20 protein-coding genes and 1 tRNA gene are annotated in these 20,439 nt (G+C 65.1%); 4 read left to right on the top strand and 17 right to left on the bottom strand.

Features of this window, described 5'->3' with window-relative positions:
* Positions 1 to 2 precede the first annotated feature (2 nt).
* From hfq to dusB, 6 genes are all read right to left on the bottom strand, one after another.
* Positions 3 to 251, bottom strand: a complete 249-nt coding sequence (gene hfq / locus CYD53_RS03515) for an RNA chaperone Hfq (RefSeq protein WP_069691554.1) — start codon at positions 249 to 251, stop codon at positions 3 to 5.
* A 212-nt stretch (positions 252 to 463) separates the two neighbouring features.
* On the bottom strand, positions 464 to 1,831 hold the full coding sequence (gene ntrX, locus CYD53_RS03510; RefSeq protein ID WP_103716764.1) for a nitrogen assimilation response regulator NtrX: 1,368 nt from the start codon (positions 1,829 to 1,831) through the stop codon (positions 464 to 466).
* Complete coding sequence (locus tag CYD53_RS03505; RefSeq protein ID WP_103717087.1) at positions 1,828 to 4,086, bottom strand: sensor histidine kinase NtrY-like; 2,259 nt, start codon at positions 4,084 to 4,086, stop codon at positions 1,828 to 1,830. The genes ntrX and CYD53_RS03505 overlap by 4 nt, the downstream gene beginning before the upstream one ends.
* Before the next feature lie 160 nt (positions 4,087 to 4,246).
* Entirely contained in the window at positions 4,247 to 5,695 is a 1,449-nt protein-coding gene (gene ntrC / locus CYD53_RS03500; protein WP_103716763.1) for a nitrogen regulation protein NR(I), read from the bottom strand.
* 20 nt (positions 5,696 to 5,715) lie between these two features.
* On the bottom strand, positions 5,716 to 6,792 hold the full coding sequence (locus CYD53_RS03495) for a two-component system sensor histidine kinase NtrB (RefSeq protein ID WP_103717086.1): 1,077 nt from the start codon (positions 6,790 to 6,792) through the stop codon (positions 5,716 to 5,718).
* A gap of 82 nt (positions 6,793 to 6,874) precedes the next feature.
* Positions 6,875 to 7,897 (bottom strand): tRNA dihydrouridine synthase DusB, encoded by a 1,023-nt coding sequence (gene dusB / locus CYD53_RS03490; RefSeq protein WP_103716762.1) that lies wholly within the window; start codon positions 7,895 to 7,897, stop codon positions 6,875 to 6,877.
* Positions 7,898 to 8,080: 183 nt separating this feature from the next.
* Between dusB and CYD53_RS03485 the strand changes: the two genes are divergently transcribed.
* Positions 8,081 to 9,277, top strand: a complete 1,197-nt coding sequence (locus tag CYD53_RS03485) for a bifunctional 2-C-methyl-D-erythritol 4-phosphate cytidylyltransferase/2-C-methyl-D-erythritol 2,4-cyclodiphosphate synthase (RefSeq protein ID WP_181011700.1) — start codon at positions 8,081 to 8,083, stop codon at positions 9,275 to 9,277.
* A gap of 4 nt (positions 9,278 to 9,281) precedes the next feature.
* Positions 9,282 to 9,779: a CinA family protein gene (locus tag CYD53_RS03480; RefSeq protein WP_103716760.1), complete on the top strand. Its 498-nt coding sequence runs from the start codon at positions 9,282 to 9,284 to the stop codon at positions 9,777 to 9,779.
* 7 nt (positions 9,780 to 9,786) lie between these two features.
* On the opposite strand, the gene CYD53_RS03475 is transcribed toward CYD53_RS03480, so the two are convergent.
* The 11 genes from CYD53_RS03475 to CYD53_RS03425 form a co-directional block, all read right to left on the bottom strand.
* A complete protein-coding gene (locus tag CYD53_RS03475) occupies positions 9,787 to 10,266 on the bottom strand; it encodes a type II toxin-antitoxin system RatA family toxin (RefSeq protein ID WP_103716759.1) in 480 nt (159 codons plus the stop codon).
* A gap of 16 nt (positions 10,267 to 10,282) precedes the next feature.
* A complete protein-coding gene (lipA, locus tag CYD53_RS03470; RefSeq protein WP_103716758.1) occupies positions 10,283 to 11,287 on the bottom strand; it encodes a lipoyl synthase in 1,005 nt (334 codons plus the stop codon).
* A 101-nt stretch (positions 11,288 to 11,388) separates the two neighbouring features.
* Positions 11,389 to 11,673, bottom strand: coding sequence for a GlsB/YeaQ/YmgE family stress response membrane protein (locus tag CYD53_RS03465; RefSeq protein WP_103716757.1), 285 nt, complete (start codon positions 11,671 to 11,673; stop codon positions 11,389 to 11,391).
* A 68-nt stretch (positions 11,674 to 11,741) separates the two neighbouring features.
* A complete protein-coding gene (locus CYD53_RS03460; RefSeq protein ID WP_245928068.1) occupies positions 11,742 to 12,080 on the bottom strand; it encodes a GlsB/YeaQ/YmgE family stress response membrane protein in 339 nt (112 codons plus the stop codon).
* A gap of 51 nt (positions 12,081 to 12,131) precedes the next feature.
* Positions 12,132 to 12,380, bottom strand: coding sequence for a GlsB/YeaQ/YmgE family stress response membrane protein (locus CYD53_RS03455; protein WP_069691545.1), 249 nt, complete (start codon positions 12,378 to 12,380; stop codon positions 12,132 to 12,134).
* A gap of 83 nt (positions 12,381 to 12,463) precedes the next feature.
* Positions 12,464 to 13,903 carry a dihydrolipoyl dehydrogenase gene (lpdA, locus tag CYD53_RS03450; protein ID WP_103716755.1) on the bottom strand — a complete coding sequence of 480 codons (1,440 nt, stop codon included), beginning with the start codon at positions 13,901 to 13,903 and terminating at the stop codon, positions 12,464 to 12,466.
* Positions 13,904 to 13,916: 13 nt separating this feature from the next.
* A complete protein-coding gene (locus CYD53_RS03445; RefSeq protein WP_103716754.1) occupies positions 13,917 to 15,254 on the bottom strand; it encodes a pyruvate dehydrogenase complex dihydrolipoamide acetyltransferase in 1,338 nt (445 codons plus the stop codon).
* 14 nt (positions 15,255 to 15,268) lie between these two features.
* The gene (locus CYD53_RS03440) at positions 15,269 to 16,657 is read right to left on the bottom strand and encodes a pyruvate dehydrogenase complex E1 component subunit beta (RefSeq protein ID WP_103716753.1); all 1,389 of its coding nucleotides are present in this window, start codon (positions 16,655 to 16,657) and stop codon (positions 15,269 to 15,271) included.
* 74 nt (positions 16,658 to 16,731) lie between these two features.
* Positions 16,732 to 17,835, bottom strand: a complete 1,104-nt coding sequence (gene pdhA, locus CYD53_RS03435; RefSeq protein ID WP_103716752.1) for a pyruvate dehydrogenase (acetyl-transferring) E1 component subunit alpha — start codon at positions 17,833 to 17,835, stop codon at positions 16,732 to 16,734.
* 174 nt (positions 17,836 to 18,009) lie between these two features.
* Positions 18,010 to 18,321, bottom strand: coding sequence for an FtsB family cell division protein (locus CYD53_RS03430; protein WP_103716751.1), 312 nt, complete (start codon positions 18,319 to 18,321; stop codon positions 18,010 to 18,012).
* A 34-nt stretch (positions 18,322 to 18,355) separates the two neighbouring features.
* Positions 18,356 to 19,426, bottom strand: coding sequence for a hypothetical protein (locus CYD53_RS03425; RefSeq protein WP_103716750.1), 1,071 nt, complete (start codon positions 19,424 to 19,426; stop codon positions 18,356 to 18,358).
* Positions 19,427 to 19,605: 179 nt separating this feature from the next.
* On the opposite strand from CYD53_RS03425, the gene CYD53_RS03420 reads away from it, so the two are divergent.
* Both CYD53_RS03420 and CYD53_RS03415 read left to right on the top strand, forming a co-directional pair.
* Positions 19,606 to 19,680: transfer RNA gene (locus CYD53_RS03420), tRNA-Lys, on the top strand.
* A 255-nt stretch (positions 19,681 to 19,935) separates the two neighbouring features.
* On the top strand, positions 19,936 to 20,370 hold the full coding sequence (locus tag CYD53_RS03415; RefSeq protein WP_103716749.1) for a hypothetical protein: 435 nt from the start codon (positions 19,936 to 19,938) through the stop codon (positions 20,368 to 20,370).
* Positions 20,371 to 20,439 lie beyond the last annotated feature (69 nt).

Genomic DNA, 20,439 nt, shown 5'->3' with positions numbered 1-20,439 from the left:
GCTCAGGCCTTGTCCACTTCCTCGGGCTCGAACAGCTGCACGGGGTGGCCCGGCATGATCGTCGAGATCGCATGCTTGTAGACGAGTTGCGAATGCCCGTCGCGGCGCAGCAGCACGCAGAAATTGTCAAACCAGGTAACGACGCCCTGCAGCTTCACGCCGTTGACGAGGAAGATCGTCAGAGGAATCTTCTGCTTGCGAACGTGATTGAGGAAAGTGTCCTGAAGGTTTTGTGCCCGCTCTGCGGCCATGGGTAGCCCCTATTGTTGGGATCGCTCATCGGGTTGCACCCGCGATCCATTTCGTTTCGTTCGGGGTCACACACTGAGCGCGCCGCTTCGAAACACCGATCCTGCATTAGATCGTCGAGTTCTATGACAAAGCAAGGGCGATGCCGCATCCTATTTGCGCATGACGCCTGCGTATCGTGCAGACGGACATGCAATAAGCGCTTAGCCGCCGCTTAACCGACCCCGAGCGACTTCAGCTTGCGATGCAAGGCCGAGCGCTCCATCCCGATGAACTCGGCGGTTCGCGAGATATTGCCGGAAAAGCGGGCGATCTGGGCGATCAGATATTCGCGCTCGAAGATCTCGCGCGCATCGCGCAGCGGCAGGCTCATCAGCCGTTCGCCGCCCGAGCCGGACGGCGTCGTCGGCACCATGGCGCCGACCTCGGCCGGCAGCATCTCGACCGTGACGTCCGCCGTCGGATCGCCCTTGGTCAGGATCATCAATCGCTCGACATTGTTGCGCAGCTCGCGGACGTTACCTGGCCATTCATGCGACTGCAGCACGGCCATCGCGTCCGAGCCGATGCGCCGCTTCGGCAGGCCGGTCGCGACCGAGATCTGGTCCATGAAGAACTCGATCAGTTCCGGGACGTCCTCGCGCCGCTCCGACAGCGCCGGCACCTTGACCGGCACGACGCTGAGGCGGTGATAGAGATCTTCACGGAATTGCCCCTCGCTGATCAGCTGAGCCAGATCGCGGCTGGTCGAGGAAATGATCCGCACATCGACATGCACGCGCGTTGCGCCGCCGACGCGCTGAAAATTCTGGTCGACCAGCACGCGCAGGATGCGGTTTTGCGTCTCGCGCGGCATATCGCCGATCTCGTCGATGTAGAGCGAGCCGCCATGCGCCTCCTCGAGCGCGCCGACGCGGCGTGTGCGGCCTTCTCCGCCCTCGACGCCGAAGAGTTCCTCCTCCATCGTGTCGGGCGTGATCGTTGCCGCATTGATGACGATGAACGGCGCCGAAGAGCGGCTCGACGCTTCGTGCAGCGTGCGCGCCGTCAATTCCTTGCCGCAGCCCGGCTCGCCGCTGATCAGCACGCGGGCATTGGTGGGGGCGACGCGCTCGATCGTCTGGCGCAACTGATTGACCACGGTCGAGTGGCCGACGATCCGGCTCGCCTGCACCGAGCCCTTCTTCAGCTCGCGGACCTCGCGCCTGAGCCGAGAGGCCTCGAGCGCCCGTTCCGCGACCAGCACGAGTCGGTCGGCCTTGAACGGCTTCTCGATGAAGTCATAGGCGCCGCTCTTGATCGCCGAGACCGCCGTCTCGATGTTGCCATGGCCCGAGATCATCACCACCGCGAGATCGGGATGGCTCTCCTTGATCAGCTCGAGCACCTGCAGACCGTCGAGCCGACTGCCTTGCAGCCAGATGTCGAGGAAGACGAGGTTGGGCCTGCGCGCCGCGATCGCCGCGAGCGCCTCATCGGCGGAGCCTGCCTTGCGCGTGCGGTAGCCCTCGTCCTCAAGCAGGCCGGCCACCAGCTCGCGAATATCGACTTCATCATCGACAACCAGAATATCGGCGCTCATACGGCAATTCCATTTCGCTTGTCTCGGGCGTCGGGCGCGTTCGTATCGCGGCCATTCGCAGTCTCGTTGTCCGGATCCTCAGCGGGACCGGTTTCGGGGAACCAGAGCCGGACGCGCGCTCCGCGCCGTCCTTCCGCAGCGTCGGGCCGGTCGAGAAGCTCGATCCCGCCGCCATGGTCCTCCAGAATCTTGCCCACGATCGCCAGTCCCAACCCGGTGCCGCCCTCGCGCGTCGTCATATAGGGCTCCAGCAGCTTCTGGCGCTGGTCGGCCGGGAGGCCCTTGCCGTTGTCGACCACGTCGATGACGATCCGGCCATCCTCATGACGCGCGAACGCGACCTCGATCTGGCCGGGGCCACGCTCCTCCATCGGCACGGCCTCGATCGCCTCCGTCGCGTTCTTGATCACATTGGTGAGTGCCTGCGAGATCAATCGGCGGTCGAACTGGGCCAACACGGGCGTCGCCGGCAAGTTCTCCGAAATCGTCAGCTCGGGGTTGCCAACCCGCATCAGGAAGATGATCTGGCGCACCGTCTCGACGATATCGTCGCGCGACAGCGATGGCTTGGGCATGCGCGCGAACGAGGAGAATTCATCGACCATGCGCCGGATATCCTCGACCTGGCGGACAATGGTGGCGGTGCACTGATCGAAGATCTCCTTGTCCTCGACGATGACGCGGCCGAATTTGCGGCGAATGCGCTCGGCCGAGAGCTGGATCGGCGTCAGCGGGTTCTTGATCTCATGGGCGATGCGGCGCGCGACATCGGCCCAGGCGGCCGTGCGCTGCGCCGAGACCAGATCGGTGATGTCGTCGAGCGTCACCACGAGCCCGGCGCCCGTCCCCTCGCCTTCGCGAACGGCCCGGACATTGACCATCCGATCGCGCCCGGCTCGCGTGATCGCGACCTGGCCTGCGCTCTGCCGCTGGCGGCCGTGCAGCGCATCGCCGACGAAGGCGGCGATCTCGGGAGCGACCTGTGCGATCGGCTCGCCGAAGACCCGCCCACCCGTGCCGAGCAGCCCCTCGGCGGAGCGGTTGATGATGGTGATATGGCCGTCGCCATCGAGACCAACGACGCCCGAAGACACGCCCGACAGAACCGTCTCGGTGAAGCGTCGTCGTCGGTCGATCACCTCGCTCGCGGTCACCAGGCCGTCGCGCTGCCGGCGCAGCTCCGCCGTCATCTTGTTGAAGGTCTCGCCGAGATGGGCAAGATCCCCCTCCGATCGCCGGATCGGCACCTGGACATAGAAATTGCCGCTGGAGACCTGGTCGGTCGCATGGATCATCCGCCGAATCGGCGCGACGAGGCCGTTGGCGAAGCTGAGCCCGAGCCAGATCGCCGAGAGCAGCAGGATGACCGCGATCAGCCCGTACATCGAGGCGAAGGCGATCTGCACGCCCTTACGCCGGGCGTCGATGGCGAGATATTCGACCGCCGCTCCGCGCGCGACGGCGGGAAACTCGACCGCGAGCGGATCGACCTCGCGGGCGATATAGAGAAAACCGTTGTCATAGGCCGGCAATTTGACGAGCGCGCCAAAGATCCGGCTGGTCTCGGGCACGACGCAGATCGGCTCCGGGGCCGATTGCGCATCGTCGAAGGCAGCCTGGTCCGGCTTGGGCGCATCGCGCAGAATGTCGATATTCGCCCGCACCAGAACCTTGTCGGGCGGGCTCATGATCGCCGCCACCGGCACGCCGAGCGCGGTCGCCCGCGCCGTCAGGAAGTTCTCGAACCATTTGCGGTCGACATCGAAGGCAGGCTTCGCGCGTGCCAGGTCGTCGGCGAAGATCCGGATCTCGCGCCCCAGCGACTTGCACTGCCCCGCCGCGTAGGCATCGGCGACCTCGACCGATTTGAAGATGGCGTCGCGCATCCGGTCGGAGAACCAGGGCTCCAGCCCGCGCTCGATGGTCACGGTCGCGATCACCGCGACCAGAATCGCAGGCAATGTCGCAATGATGCTGAAAAGACCGACGATTCTGACGTGCAGGCCGGCTGCGGCAGCGCCGGCGCGCCGCGCCCGGATCAACACCGCCGTCTCGAAAGCGACGATGACGAGCAGCAGCAGGATCAGCAGGGCATTGAGGATGAAGACGCCGACGACCACCTCATGGACCGGGGCAATCGGCGTGACGCCTGACAGTACCAGGAAGGTGACGAGCGCCGAGACAAGCGCGAAAACGACGACGACCGCGCCGAGCCAGCCCGACACACGGCGTGGCGGGTCCTCCCCACGCGGCATGATTCTGACATCGCTGATCGAGGCTGACACGGTCTTCGACAACTCCGGTGCAGCAAGCGCGGACGGACATCCAAGCTTGCAGGCGGCATAGATGCGCCGCCGCAACGGTGTTGTCAAAATGCGACATATGAAAGGCGGCGCGGCCGCCCTTGCATAAGCCTCAGCGCGGCGAGCGCACGACCTGCATGTCCAATTCGCGGATCTTCTTGCGCAGCGTATTGCGATTCAGGCCGAGTAATTCGGCGGCACGGATCTGGTTGCCCCGCGTCGCGGCCAGGGCCGCAGCGATCAAAGGCGGCTCGACCTCGCGCAGAATGCGGTGATACAGGCCAGGCGGCGGGATATTGTCGCCGAAGCCGCCGAAATACTGGTTGAGATGGCGCTCGACCGAGCCCGACAGCGTCTCGGCCCGCTCGGGCGCGGTTCCACCCGAGAAGCTCGTCGTCGGCGAAGCCGGCTGGAGCTCCGCATCGACGATCGGCGCCGTGATCGTCTCCTGCGGATAGAGCGCGGCAAGCCTGCGGACGAGATTTTCGAGCTCGCGGACGTTGCCGGGCCAGCGATAGCGCCGCATCACGTCCATCGCTTCCGAATCGATCTGCTTGTGCGGCAGTCCCTCCTTCTCGACCAGCGAGAAGAAATGGCGCGCCAGATCCGGAATATCCTCGACGCGCTCGCGCAGGGGCGGCAGGCGGATCGGCACCACGTTGAGCCGGAAGAACAGATCCTCGCGGAACAGCCCCTGCGCGATCGAGATGCGCAGATCCTTGTTGGTCGCGGCCACGATGCGGACATTGGTCTTTATCGGCGTCCGGCCGCCGACGGTGGTGTATTCGCCCTGCTGCAGCACGCGCAGCAGGCGCGTTTGAGCCTCCATCGGCATGTCGCCGATCTCGTCGAGGAAGAGTGTGCCGCCCTCGGCCTGCTCGAAGCGGCCGGACGAGCGTGTCAACGCGCCGGTGAAGGCGCCCTTCTCATGGCCGAACAATTCGGATTCGATCAGGTCCTTCGGGATCGCGGCCATGTTGATCGCCACGAACGGACCGTTCTTGCGCTTGCCGTAATCGTGCAGCGCCCGCGCGACCAGCTCCTTGCCGGTGCCGGACTCGCCGTTGATCATTACGGTGAGGTCGATCGGCATCAGTCGGGCAAGCGCGCGGTAGACGTCCTGCATCGCCGGCGAGCGGCCGATCAGGGGAATATCGTCGGGCTCGGCCGCATTGGCCCTGCCCCCATCGCCGCGCGGCCGCGACAGGGCGCGCCCGACGATGGCGACGAGCTCCTTCAGGTCGAAGGGCTTGGGCAGATACTCATAGGCGCCGCGCTCGGAGGCCTTGATCGCCGTCATGAAGGTGTTCTGCGCGCTCATCACGATGATCGGCAGCTCGGGGCGCACCCGCTTGATGCGCGGCAGCAGGTCGAAGGCGTTGCCGTCGGGCATCACCACATCGGTGATGATGAGATCGCCGAGGCCCTGCGCGGCCCAGGTCCAGAGCGTCGCCGCCTGGCCGGTGGTCCGCACCTCATATCCGGCCCGAGCCAGGGCTTGATTGAGGACGGTGCGGATCGCGGCGTCGTCGTCCGCGACGAGAATGTTACCGGTCGGCATTCACTGTGGTCCTGTAGGCCTTAAACTGTCTGCCGCGCCCGGGGCTGGTGCAGAGGCAGCAGAATTCGAAACGTGGTGCGGCGAGGAACGGATTCGCATTCGACGATTCCGCCATGATCGCCGATCACCTTGGCAACGAGTGCAAGTCCAAGGCCACTGCCTTGCGCCTTGGTGGTGACGAAGGGATCGAACAGATGCGGCAGCAGGTCCGAAGGCACGCCCGGTCCGTTGTCGCGGATGCCGATCTCGAGCGGCAGGGCGATCCGGCCCGGCGATCCGGCAAGCTGCATCCGGATGCCTGGCCGGTAGGCGGTCGTCAGCGTGATCTCGCCATCGATCGCTTGCATTCCAATGGCTTCGGCTGCGTTCTTCATCAAGTTCAGAAGGACCTGAACGAGCTGATCGCGATTGCCCGCCACTGGCGGCAAGGACGGATCGTAGACCTCGTTGAAGCGGATGTGGCGCGCAAAGCCCGATTGCGCCAGTCGTTTCACATGGTCGAGCACGTCATGCACATTGACGGCATCGCGCTCGCTCGGACGCTCGTCGCCGAAGAGCTCGACCCGTTCCACGAGCTTCACGATCCGGTCGGTCTCGTCGCAGATCAACTGCGTCAGCATGCGTTCGCTGTCGGGTACCGAGGCCTCAAGCAGCTGCGCCGCGCCGCGAATTCCCGATAGCGGGTTCTTGATCTCATGGGCCAGCATGGCCCCCAGCGCGGTGATCGAACGTGCTGCCCCTCTGTGGGTCAGCTGTCTGTCCATTTTTTCAGCAATTGTCCGTTCTTGCAGCATGAGCACGACGGCATCGCTCTGGCTGGACAAAGGAGAGGCAAAGACATCGACCACGCGATCGACGCCGAGACGGGGCGAGCCGAGGTCGAGCCGATATTCGCTGACGCTCGCTCCGCGCCGTTGCACCTCCTCTACCAGCGCCAGCACCGGTGAGCCGAAAGCGATCAGATCGTCGATGCGCTGCCGCTTCAGCACAACGGCACTGGACTGGAAGAAGTCCTCGGCGGCCGTGTTGGCGTAGAGGACGCCGTGGCCCTCGCCGATCACGACGACCGGCATCGGCAGCACGTTGAGGGCCTGCATCTCGATCGGATCGAGCAGGAAATCGTCCCTGCCCCGTCCACCGCCATCGAAAAACGCCATCGCCATACGCAACACCTTTCGGTCAGGCCGCAGCGCGGCTGAGCTCGGGAGAAAACAGTCGCGTCAATGCCCCGAGCACCAGATGCGGATCGTCGGAGGTCAGGAGCGCGCGCCGCTGTTCGGGATCGGGCAGGCCGCCGCTTGCAACGGCCTCGTCGGCGTAGGCAGCCAGATGCTTGCGGGCATGGCGCACCCCATGGGCGATGCCCATCAGGCTGAGCAGCCCGTCATAATGGTCGCGCGCGACAGCGAATTTCTGGCTGAGGCCGAGCGGCGGGACCGCCCGCCCGGCAAGCGCAGCGCCGATCTCGCCGACCAGCCATGGCCTGCCGAGCGCGGCGCGGCCGACCATCACGAAATCAGCCCCCGATTGGGCAAGGCACTTGCGCGCATCATCCTCGTCATGGATGTCGCCATTGGCGACAAGCGGAAAGTCGCCCTGCTCGCGCACTGCCCGGATAGCGCCCCAATCGGCAACGCCCTTGTAGAATTGCTGTCGGGTCCGGCCATGCACAGTGATCATCGATGCGCCCGATGCGACGGCGCGGCGCGCCAATTCCGGCGCGTTGCGCGAGGCATCATCCCAGCCCAGCCGCATCTTGACCGTGACAGGCACGCTCACGGCCTTTACCGCGGCTTCGACGAGCGCGATCGCATGGTCGAGATCGCGCATTAGCGCCGAGCCGGCCCAGCCGCCCGTAACCTTCTTGGCCGGGCAGCCCATGTTGATATCGACGATGGCCGCGCCGTTCGCCTCAGCCAGCCGCGCCGCTTCGCCTAGCCAATGCGGATCGCAGCCGGCGAGCTGGACGACATGGGGAGAGACCCCGGCTCCTTCGGCGCGGATGCGCGCCTCCTCGCTACCCCTGACGAACTCGTCGGAGGCGACCATCTCGGAGACGACGAGGCCCGCGCCATGACGCGCTGCGATCCGACGCATCACGATGTCGGTGACGCCCGACATCGGCGCCAGGAAAGCGCGCGACACCGGGGCGACGTCCGGCAGGGTTGCTACGTCCGCGCTCGAATTTGAGGCAACTTCCATTATGCATATTTATTGGACATTGCTGCGAGAGCGCAAGAGGTCTCGAAACATATTGCAGCGCATCATCGCCGCACCTCTGTCGCATGGGCATACGGAGCATCTCGCCTGCGGACTTGGCGATTGCGCGCCGTGCCACTATCACCCAATCCCTGCTGGACCATTGCCCCTGCTGGACCATTGCTCGTGCTTACAGAAACAAGCAGCCGCCGCTCAGCCGTCGCCGCCCTGATCGTCGCCGCCGGGCGCGGGTCGCGGGCCGGCGGTGACCTGCCCAAGCAATACCGTGCCCTTGCGGGCCGGCCAGTTCTTGCGCAGGCCCTGACGCCTTTTTTGGCTGACGCTGCGATCAATCATGTCATGGTCGTCATCGGGCCCGGCGATGAGGCACGCTATGCCCACGCCGTCGCCGATCTGCCGGTGGGAAAATTGCTCCCGCCGGTGCAGGGGGGAGAGACACGCCAGGATTCCGTGCGCCTGGGCCTGCAAGCACTTGCCGCCAGCGGCTTCGACGGCATCGTGCTGGTCCATGACGCCGCCCGCCCGTTCGTCACCGCCGCACTCATGCACCGCGCGGTCGGCGCGCTCCAAAGCGAGATCGCGGCCATCCCCGCTTTGCCGGTGACGGACACGATCAAGCGCCTCGGTAGCGATGGTCGCGTCGCCGAGACTCCGCCCCGCGATACGCTCGTCAGCGTGCAGACGCCTCAGGGGTTCCACTTCGAGGCTCTGCTGGCCGCGCACGAAGCCGCCGGCGCCGCCGGCCTGTCGGGCTTCACCGACGATGCGGCTTTGATGGAATGGGCCGGGCATCCTGTGAAGACCTTTCCCGGAGACCCGGCCAACGTGAAGCTCACCCATCCGCAAGACTTCGATCGCGCCGAGGGTGCGCCTCTCCATGTGCGCGTTGCCACCGGCTATGACGTCCACGCCTTTGGCGATGGTGACCATGTCTGGCTCGGCGGAGTCCGCATCGCTCATGATCGCGGTGTGCTGGCCCATTCCGATGGCGATGTCGCGCTGCATGCCTTGACGGATGCGCTTCTCGGCGCTTTGGCGGAGGGCGATATCGGCACGCATTTCCCGCCCAGCGACCCGCAATGGAAGGGCGCAGCCTCCACACAGTTCCTGGCCTTCGCAGCCGGGCGCGTCAGGCGGCGCGGCGGGCGCATCGACTTCCTCGATCTCACCATCGTCTGCGAGGCGCCCAAGGTCGGCCCGCATCGCGAAGCGATCCGCGCCGCGATCGCCGCCGCGGCGGCGATCCGCATCGATCAGGTCGCCATCAAGGCGACGACCTCCGAGCGCATGGGCTTCACCGGGCGCGGAGAAGGCCTGGCTGCCCTGGCGACCGCGACGATCCGCTTGCCGGAACCGGAGTAAAGCCATGTTCGACGCCGAGATCACCAAGCTGGCAACCGAGGTTCTCGACACCTGTCGCAAGGCCGGGCTCACCGTCGCGACCGTCGAATCCTGCACGGGCGGGCTCATCGCCGGCGCGCTGACCGCGATCCCCGGTTCCTCGGATGTCGTCAATGGCGGGCTGGTGACCTATTCCAACGCGGCCAAGAGCGTGCTCGCGGGCGTGCCGGTCGAATTGATCGAAGCCCATGGCGCGGTCAGCGAGCCGGTCGCGCGCGCCATGGCCGAGGGCGGCTGGATGCGGCTTGCCGCCAATCTCGCCATCGCCGTCACAGGCGTGGCCGGCCCCGGTGGCGGCAGCGCGGAAAAGCCCGTGGGATTGGTGCATTTCGCTTGTGCCGGAGGCCATGCGACGGTTCATCGCGAACAGCGTTTCGGGCCTCTGTCGCGCGACGAGATTCGCCGTCTGACGGTCGTCACCGCGCTCGAGATGTTGCGCGAAGCCGCGCGCGAGGCGATCTGACGCGATCTCAGACCTCGGCTGCGGGCAACGCCGGCTTGCCTCGCCCATAGACGACGTCCGCCCGGCGTTCGAAAGCTTCGGCGAATTTACGGAAGGCCTTGTCGAACATCGCGCCCATCAGCAGGCCAAGCATGCGGCTAGCGAATTCGTAGGAGATGAAGAAGCCGACCTCGCAGCCGCCCTCGCCCGGCTTGAAGGTCCAGCGATTCTCCAGATAGCGGAACGGCCCGTCGACATATTCGACCAGGATCTTGAGATTGATCGGGTCGAGCGTCACCCTGCTGGTGAAGGTTTCGCGGATCGCCTTATAGCCGACGCTCATATCGGCGAGCAGGACCTCGCCGCCGCCCTCGCGCGGCGTCCGCTTGCGCACCGTCAGCCCCTCGCAGAGCGGCAGGAACTCCGGATATTTTTCGACATCGGCGACGAGCGCGAACATCTGCTCGGGCGAGTGCTTCACCCGGCGGGTGTTGTTGAACATCGGCATGACGGTCTGGGCGTCCTCAGCCGAGCTTCGCGGAGCGCGCGGCGCGCAACTTGGCGAAATCCTCGCCGGCATGATGCGAGGAGCGCGTCAGCGGCGTCGAGGACACCATCAGGAAGCCCTTCACATAGGCGATGGCCTCGAATCCCTTGAATTCCTCGGGCGTGACGAAGCGGATCACCGCATGGTGCCTGCGCGACGGCGCGAGATACTGGCCGATGGTGATGAAGTCGACATCGGCCGAGCGCAGATCGTCCATCAACTGGAGGATCTCATTCCGCTCCTCGCCCAGGCCGACCATGATGCCGGATTTGGTGAAGATCGTCGGGTCAAGCTCCTTCACCCTCTGGAGCAGACGCAGCGAATGGAAATAGCGCGCGCCCGGCCGCACGGTCAGGTATTTGCCGGGCACGGTCTCGAGATTGTGGTTGAAGACATCGGGCTTGGCTGCAACGACGACCTCCAGCGCGCCGGGCTTGCGCAGGAAGTCCGGCGTCAGGATTTCGATCGTCGTAGCTGGCGAAGCCTCGCGGATCGCGCGGATGACGCGCGCGAAATGCTCGGCTCCGCCATCCTTGAGATCGTCGCGATCGACCGAGGTGATGACGACATGCTCCAGCCCGAGCTTGGCGACGGCCTGCGCCACCTTCTGCGGCTCATCCTGGTCGAGAGGCTGCGGCACGCCGGTCTTGACGTTGCAGAAGGCGCAGGCCCGCGTGCAGGTGTCGCCCATGATCATGAAGGTGGCGTGCTTTTTCTCCCAGCACTCACCGATATTCGGGCAGCCGGCCTCCTCGCAGACCGTGACGAGCTTGTTTTCCTTGACGATCTTCTGGGTCTCGGCCCATTTCGGCGAGCCCGGTGCCTTGACCCTGATCCAATCCGGCTTGCGCAGGATCGGATTCTCGGGCCGCTTCTGCTTCTCGGGATGGCGCAGTTCCGCAGCCGGCGGTGAAGCCTCCGTCTTGGGATTGCCGATATTGGGTCGCGGATCGCGGTTCAGCAGATCGAGAACGAGCGCCATGCTCAAAAACTTCCATATATGTGGCAGGCCGAGGCCAACGCCCCCGCCTGCCCTCTAGCTAATCCGCCTTGAGGCGGACGACAACAGGAGCCGATGTCGCGTCAGGCTACCGGCTTGCGCAGGGCGTTCCAGACCACAATGACGATGACCGCGCCCGCGATCGCGGCGACGAGGGTGCGAAAGAAGCCGAAGATCGGGATATCGAGCAATTCCGCCAGCCGGCTGCCTAGGAAAGAGCCGGCGACGCCGACCAGCATATTGGTCAGGATGCCATGGTTCGAAGACGTAATCCGCTCCGCGACCCAGCCGGCAAGAAGGCCGATGAAGATCGTGGCGAAGAAGCCGTAGCCCGGCTGCGCCGACATGGCGGCATTGAAGGATTCCATCGTCCTTGACCTTTCATTTCATTGTGAAACAGGGCAGAAACGGAACCAACTCAGGTTATTATTTGCCGTCACGCGATAAAGCGCGCCAGAAGAACCACAAGAATTGCACCCAATACAGCCATGGCCATCTCGTCGAGAAAACCATGGCCGGTACGCAGGCGCCAGCCGGTCAACCGCACCAGTCCCTGTCCGACGAGCATGCCGAGCACGCCCACCACGGCGTGGCGGAGCAACCCGCCACCGCCCACGATCAGGCTCGCCACGAAGCCCGTGACGGTACCCAAGGCGATCGTCGGCGCCAACATGCGCCAGTCGAGCATCAGGCCGCCACCAGGCGGCAGGATCTCGACTTTATCGTCTGGGGCGGCCCGCTCGGGACCACGGGGTTTGCGCGGGCGGGTGGTCATTGCCGCGATGGCCCCTCTCGCATCGAGCGGATTGCGGAATCGAGCTCGATATCAGGCGATCAGCCGCGCCAGCAGGACCACCACGATCGCGCCGATCGTCGCCGTGATGATCTGCGATACGAGCGGATTGCCGATGCCGAGATTGATGCCCAAAGCCGAGAGCAGGAAGCTGCCGACAAAGGCGCCGATCAGGCCGGTGATGATGTAGCGGATCAGCCCGCCGCCGCCCACGACGATGCTGGCGAGCCAGCCTGCGACAAGACCGATGACGATAGCGACGATGATCGAACGCGTGTCCATGACGAGTTTCCTGCCCCTACCGGTCCGTTATTGGCCGGCATCTCCACAAGATGCGTGAACGCGCGCTTCGATCTTCGTTCCGGTCACGCGTTCAGCACTTTGCCATAAGCATCGAGCACGCTCTCCTTCATCGTCTCCGAGATCGTCGGATGCGGGAAGATGGAGTGCATCAATTCTTCCTCGGTCGTCTCGAGGTTCATGGCCACGACAAAGCCCTGGATCAGTTCAGTCACCTCAGCGCCGACCATATGGGCGCCGAGAAGCTTGCCGGTCTTGGCGTCGAAGATCGTCTTGACCAGACCGCTGTCTTCGCCCAGCGCCACCGCCTTGCCGTTGGCGACGAAGGGGAAGCGCCCGACCTTGAGCTCATAGCCGGCCGCCTTCGCCTTGGCCTCGGTCAGGCCGACGCTGGCGATCTGCGGATGGCAATAGGTGCAGCCCGGGATCATCAGCTTGTCCATCGCGTGCGGATGCAGCCCCTTGATCGCCTCGACGCAGATCACCGCCTCATGCTCGGCCTTGTGCGCCAGCATCGGCGGCCCGGCGACGTCGCCGATCGCATAGACGCCCTTCACATTGGTGCGGCAGTAATCGTCGATGACGATGCAGCCGCGATCGGTCTTCACGCCGAGCGCTTCCAGGCCCAGATTCTCGATATTGCCGACGACGCCGACGGCCGAGATCATCCGATCTGCCGTGATGGTCTGCTTGCCGCCCTTCTCGTCCTCGATATGGGCGGTGATGCTGTCGGCGCCCTTCTCGACCTTGGTGACCTTGGCGCCGGTCAGGATCTTCATGCCCTGCTTCTCGAAGGCTTTGCGCGCGAAGGCGCCGATCTCGGCATCCTCGACCGGCACGACCTGCGGCATCACCTCGACGACGGTGACCTCGACGCCCATCGTCCGGTAGAACGAGGCGAATTCGATGCCGATCGCGCCCGAGCCCATCACGAGCAGTGATTTCGGCATTTTTGCCGGCACCATCGACTCGAAATAAGTCCAGATCAGCTTGCCGTCGGGCTCGATGCCGGGCAGCGCCCGCGGCCGCGCGCCGGTCGCCACGATGATGTGGTCGGCGGTATAGGTGCCCTCGCCCTTGGCTCCCTTGGGCGGCGGCACCTGCGGCTGCATGGCGGGCTTCTTCGTCGGCGCGACCGCGATCGTTCCTGGCTTGGTGAGCTTTGCCTCGCCCCAGATCACATCGACCTTGTTCTTCTTCATCAGGAACTGGACGCCGTTGTTCATGCGCGCAGCGATGCCGCGCGAACGTGCCACCACGGCGGCGAGATCGGCCGTGAAGGTGCCTTCCAGCTTCAACCCGTAGTCCTTGGCGTGCTGGCCGTAATGCAGGATCTCGGCCGAGCGCAGCAGCGCCTTGGTCGGGATGCAGCCCCAGTTCGAGCAAATGCCGGCAAGATGCTCGCGCTCGACGATCGCGGTCTTGAAGCCAAGCTGCGCCGCACGGATGGCCGCGACATAGCCGCCGGGGCCGGAGCCGATGATGATGACGTCATAGTCAGCCATGGTCAGGCTCCCATCAAACCAGCATCGCCATGGGCTTCTCGATATAGCCCTTGAAGGCCTGCATCAGTTCGGCTCCGAGCGCGCCGTCCACCGCACGGTGGTCGGTCGAGAGCGTCACCGACATCACGGTCGCGACCGCAAGCTGTCCGCCCTTGACGACAGCGCGCTGCTCGCCGGCGCCGACGGCCAGGATCGTCGCATGCGGCGGGTTCACGATCGCCGCGAAGTCCTTGACGCCGAACATGCCGAGATTCGAGACCGCCGTGGTGCCGCCCTGATACTCTTCGGGCTTCAGCTTGCGGTTCTTGGCGCGGGCCGCGAGGTCCTTCATCTCGTTGGAGATCTGCGAGAGCGTCTTGTGGCAGGCGTCGTTGATCACCGGCGTGATCAGCCCGCCGGGGATCGAGACTGCGACGCCGACATCGGCATGCTTGTGCTTGAGCATGGTGTTCTCGGTCCAGCTCACATTGGCCTCGGGCACCGCACGCAGCGCCAGAGCCAGCGCCTTGATCACCATGTCGTTGACCGAGAGCTTGTAGGCCGGCTTGCCGTCCTTCTCGGGCGCGGCTGCGTTGAGTTCGGCGCGCAGCTTGAGCAGCGCGTCGAGCTCGCAATCGATCGTCAGGTAGAAATGCGGGATCGTCTGCTTGGATTCCAGCAGGCGGCGCGCGATCGTCTTGCGCATGCCGTCATGGGGCACTTCCTCGTAGGAATCCGGTGCGAACAGCTTCTTGACCGCCTCGTCGGACATACCCGCAGCAAGCGGCGCGGCAGCCGGCTTGGGCGCGGCCGCGGGAGCAGCGGCCGGCGCGGCCTTGGCGGCTCCGCCTGCCTTCGCAGCCTCGATGTCCTTCTCGACGATGCGGCCATGCGGACCCGAGCCCTGGATCTTTCCGAGATCGAGGCCGGCTTCCTTGGCGAGACGCTTGGCGAGCGGCGAGGCGAAGGGGCGCTCGCCGCTGGTCGAGGCTGTCGGAGCAGCGGCGGCCTTGGGGGCTTCGCTCGCCTTGGGCGCCTCGGCGGCCGGCGTGGGAGCCGCTGCCTTGGGCGCGGCCTCGGCCTTGGGAGCTTCGGCCTTGGCCGGAGCGGCAGCCGCCTTCACATCCTCGCCCTCGGCCGCGATCACGCCGATGATCTCGTTGACGGCGACGTCGGCCGTGCCGTCCGGCACCAGGATCTTGGCCAGGATGCCCTCATCGACGGCCTCGACCTCCATGGTCGCCTTGTCGGTCTCGATCTCGGCGATGATGTCGCCGGACTTGATCGTGTCGCCTTCCTTCTTCAGCCATTTGGCGAGATTGCCCTTCTCCATAGTGGGAGAGAGCGCGGGCATCAGGATGTTGGTTGGCATCGGTCAGCCCCTTCTCAGCGGTAGCAAACGGCTTTGGCCGCAGCGACGACCTCGCCGATATTCGGCAAGGCGAGCTTTTCGAGGTTCGCCGCGTAAGGCATCGGCACGTCCTTGCCGGTGACGCGGGCGACCGGCGCGTCGAGATAATCGAACGCCGCCTCCATGATGCGCATGCCGATCTCGGCGGTGACGCCCGACTGCGGGAACCCCTCCTCGACCGCGACGCAGCGATTGGTCTTCTGCACGGAGGCGACGACCGTCTCGATGTCCATCGGCCGGATCGTGCGCAGATCGATGACCTCGGCCTCGATGCCCTCCTTGGCGAGCGCTTCGGCTGCGCCCAGCGCATAGGTCATGCCGATGCCGAAGGAGACGATGGTGACGTCCGTGCCCGGGCGCACGACCTTGGCCTTGCCGATCGGGACCAGAAAATCATCGCTCTTGGGAACCTCGAAGGTCCGGCCGTAGAGGATCTCGTTCTCGAGGAAGATGACAGGGTTCGGATCGCGGATCGCGCTCTTGAGCAGACCCTTCGCATCCGAGGCGCTGTAGGGCATCACCACCTTGAGGCCGGGCACGTTCGAATACCAGGCGGCATAATCGTGGCTGTGCTGGGCGCCGACGCGGGCGGCCGCGCCGTTGGGGCCGCGGAAGACGATCGGGCAACCCATCTGGCCGCCCGACATGTAGAGCGTCTTGGCGGCAGAGTTGATGATCTGGTCGATCGCCTGCATGGCGAAGTTGAAGGTCATGAACTCGACGATCGGCTTCAGGCCGGTCAGCGCCGCGCCGACGCCGATACCGGCGAAGCCGTGCTCGGTGATCGGCGTATCGATGACGCGCTTGGCGCCGAATTCCTGCAGCAGCCCCTGGGTGACCTTGTAGGCGCCCTGATATTCCGCGACCTCCTCGCCCATGACGAAGACATCACCGTCGCGGCGCATTTCCTCGGCCATGGCATCGCGCAAGGCTTCGCGCACCGTCATGGTCGCGACCTCGGCACCTGCCGGGAATTCGGAGGAAGCGTCATAGGACTTCGCCTGAGCCGGTACGCTCTGCGGCGCGGAGGCTATCGGCGCCGGCGCAGCCTTGGCTTCGGGCTCGACGGGCTTCTCGGCGGGCTTGGCAACGGCCGGCTTGCTCGCCGCGCTGACATCCTCGCCTTCGGCCGCAATCACCCCGATCGGCGTGTTGACCGCGACGTTCTCGGTGCCGTCAGCGATCAGGATCTTGGCCAGGATGCCTTCATCGACGGCCTCGACCTCCATCGTCGCCTTGTCGGTCTCGATCTCGGCGATGATGTCGCCGGCCTTGACCGTATCGCCTTCGGCTTTCAGCCATTTGGAGAGCTTGCCCTGCTCCATCGTCGGCGAAAGAGCAGGCATGAGAATGTCGATCGGCATGAACGCACCCGGATTTCTGAAAGACGCGGGGATTGGGATTAAGGCCGCAAGGCCTGCGGAAGCGGGCGCGCCGCTCAGGCGCGCGCCGTCTCCAGCGTGATGTCGGTCCAGAGCTCGGAGACATCGGGCTCGGGATCGTGCGTCGCGAATTCGGCCGCGTCGTTGACGATCTCGCGGACCTTGGCGTCGATCGCCTTGAGCTCGTCCTCGCTGACCTTGAAATCGCGGGTCAGACGCCCCCTCACCTGCTCGATCGGATCGTGCTCCTCGCGCATGCGCTGGACTTCGTCCTTGGAGCGGTACTTCGCCGGGTCGGACATCGAATGGCCGCGGTAGCGATAGGTCTGCATTTCCAGGATATAGGGCCCCTGGCCGGAGCGCGCGTGCTCAATGGCGCGCTCGGCGGCAGCGCGCACGGCGCGCACATCCATGCCGTCGACCTGCTCGCCGGGAATGCCGAAGGACAGGCCGCGCCGCGAGAAATCGGTCTGCGCCGAGGCGCGGCTGACCGAGGTGCCCATGGCGTAGCGGTTGTTCTCGATCACATACACGACCGGCAGCTTCCAAAGCTGGGCCATGTTGAAGCTCTCATAGACCTGGCCCTGGTTGGCCGCGCCATCGCCGAAATAGGCGAACGAGACCCGCCCGTCATCGCGATACCAGTTGGCGAAGCCCAGGCCGGTCCCGAGCGAGACCTGCGCGCCGACGATGCCGTGGCCGCCATAGAAATTCTTCTCGCGGGAGAACATGTGCATCGAGCCGCCCTTGCCGCGGGAATAGCCGCCCTGGCGTCCGGTCAATTCCGCCATCACGCCACGCGATTCCATGCCGCATGCCAGCATATGGCCGTGGTCGCGATAGCCGGTGATGACCTGATCGCCCTCCTTGGAGGCCATCTGCATGCCGATGACGACGGCTTCCTGCCCGATATAGAGGTGGCAGAAGCCGCCGATCAGGCCCATGCCGTACATCTGGCCGGCCTTTTCCTCGAAGCGGCGGATCAGCAGCATCTCGCGATAGGCGTGAAGCTCTTCCGCCTTGTCGAAGGTCGGCATGTTGCTGAGCGCCTTGGACGCTCCCTTGTCGGCTCCTGCCTTGGCGGAGCCCGTCTTGGCCGCAGTCTTCGCGGCGGCCTTGGGTTGAGCGGGAGCTTTCGTCTTACGCGCGGCAACGGCCATCAGCGGTCCTCCAGGGTCATTCAACCTTGGTTGTAGAGGATCGCAAAACCCTTGGCGAGGGAGCCATCTCGCACTGCAGCATTGCCTAAGCTATTGTAGTTGCATTCCTTTTAAAAAATAACTGGAATCCAGTTAATCGATGTGCCGGGGACTATTTGCCGGCGTCTGCGGGCCTCAGCGCCCCATCAGGATGACGTCGTTCTTGTGAACGCGGCCGAGCGTGCTGCGTGCCATCTCCTCAAGCAGGTCGCGATCGACCGCTTCGTCGCGAACCAGCGACAGGCGCTGCTCCCAGCTTTTTCGCTCGACGGTCAGAGCGGCGAGCTCCGCCTCCATCCCGCGCAAGGTTCCCTGCAAGGTGTCGCGCGCCTCCAGGCCGCGCGCGCCATGCTGGGCGTGGAACAGGAAGTAGCTCACCACCGCGCCCGAGACGAGATAGAGCGCAAGCGTGACGAGGACGGATCTGACACCGCGACGAATAACCATTCCGACAGGCTAGGCTGCGTTGGTTTCCGACGGGTTAACGCGGAGGTCGCGAGACCCAGGCGGCGCCATCGGGTGCAAGAGCCTCGCCATGCGAGACGGTCGCCAGATCAGCCTCGACGCGCCGGGCGATCGGCAGCCTGAAATGCAGCGGGTCCCAGTAATTCTCGTCGATCTGTGTAACGGCCGAGCCATGCGCATAGTCGACAATGGTTGCCCTCTGGCGCGCCGCGAGCCCATGCAGGGCGGCCTTGCAAGCGTTGTAGCGCTGCGCGGCGACAGTGCCTTCGCGCGGGCGAGCGACGACATGCGTCGGCGGCAGCACGATCAGCTTCGAGGTGTCGGCGGGAAACAGGGACAAGGCCTCGTCGAGCCAGGCCAGGGCCGGAAAGCGCCAACCCTGGCGCTCGGTCTCGCTGACGGGCGCAGGCGGCGACAGCGGCGTCAAATCCGGCGCAAGGCCGTGATTGTCGGCATAAAGATGGCTTCGCGCCCGCGCCAGATCGTAACTCGCCTCGGGCGGCGTGAAGACCTCGTAGCCATCGCCGCGGATGCGTGCAGGCAGGTAACCGAGCCTGTGCGCGAGCAGCCGCGCCGAGATCTCGAGCGTCGTCAGGTTCAGCTGCCTCGGCGCGTCGGCCCAGCTTGCGTCGTCATAGAGCCAGGGCGGAAACGGCCGCGGCGTCAGGCGTTTGGCCGGCGCGGTCGCATCGCCTTCGCACCAGGTCAGGTCCAGCCCCCAGATCACGGCTTTCGGAGCCTTGATCGTGCGCGCAAACAGGTCGGCCATTTGCACCTGCTCCCAGGGCGTGGCCGCATTCATCGCGAGATTGGCGAAGTGGCCGCCGATCGAGCGCGACAGAATCGCGGGATCAAGCAGGCGCATGGTCGAGGTGCCGAGGACCCCCGAATCGAACGCGCCCGAGCGCACGAGCTGCGGATACATATAGCGCTGGTTGAGATCCATGAGCGGTCGTGCGGGTACGCCGGCCCGCACCCGCAGCCCGAATGGATCGAGCGCCACGACGAAACCGAACAACACTCCGCCCAGCACGAGGGCCGAGGCCAGAAACGCCGCTGTCCACACCGGCCAGGCGGGGCGTTGCACCTCTGGCGCGCCGGCTCTCGCAACGTCAGGTCCAAACGGCATCGTGACCGACGTCTCCCGTTGCGGCGAACCTGGGCAAAACGAACATTGCGAACCTCCGGCGCGCTTCTGCCACAGAAGCGGCCTTACGAACAATGTTGACCCGCGCGCGACGCCTGCCTATGTCAGCGCACCGGTGAGGGCGGGTAGCTCAGTGGTAGAGCACGTGACTTTTAATCATGTGGTCGAGGGTTCGATCCCCTCCCCGCTCACCAGCGTCTTCAGCAACGTTCTGATTGCAGACGTAAACGGCCTCCCATTTGAGTGCCGGGGCACAGATTTCCAAGGTTGAGAATTTCGCGACCGTCGCGCTAACGCCTCGCGATATGACTGGGGCTGTGCTTCTATCCGCTGAGCCAAGCCGGGAAAATCGACACGCGACGCTGAATTCCACAGATTTACACAGGCATGTCGTCGATTTAGGCTACAGTCCGCTGGAGTGGCGGAGGAAGTAGCAGGAAGGGGCGACGATGATGACCATCAACAGCCGCGCAACTGCGGCGTGCCTGACGGGTTTGGCTCTCGCGGGATGCATGGGACAAACGATTCCGGCCGCGGAAACGATCACCAAGCCGACCATGGAGGCCTTCACGCAATTGAGCGCCTGGCGGCCTTGGCAACCCAAAGCGGAAGAGCGGCCGCAGCAACCTCAGATCGCTGTCGTGGAAACCGTGCCGGCGACAGAGCCTCAGCCGATGATCGTTCCATCGACCAAGCCTCTGCAGGCGCGCAAGCCACAGCCTGCCCCAACGCGTCTCGCCATACCAAAGCCAGTCGCGCCCCAGCCAAAGCTCATTCCGGCCTCGACCGCGGAGACTCCCGCGCCGCTGCCGACCACCGTGTCCTGCCAGACATTTGCGCAGCCAGGCCAGCGGGTGCGAATGGAATGCAGTCCGCTCAATTGAGATCGCGAGGCCAGTCACTCCGCTCGACGTCCGGCGAGAGCATATAGCTTTCACAGGGGCAAGGCGAAG

The sequence above is a fragment of the Allobosea psychrotolerans genome (genome assembly GCF_002917105.1).
Lineage (GTDB): Bacteria > Pseudomonadota > Alphaproteobacteria > Rhizobiales > Beijerinckiaceae > Allobosea > Allobosea psychrotolerans.
This window is presented reverse-complemented; position numbering and strand designations above follow the sequence as displayed.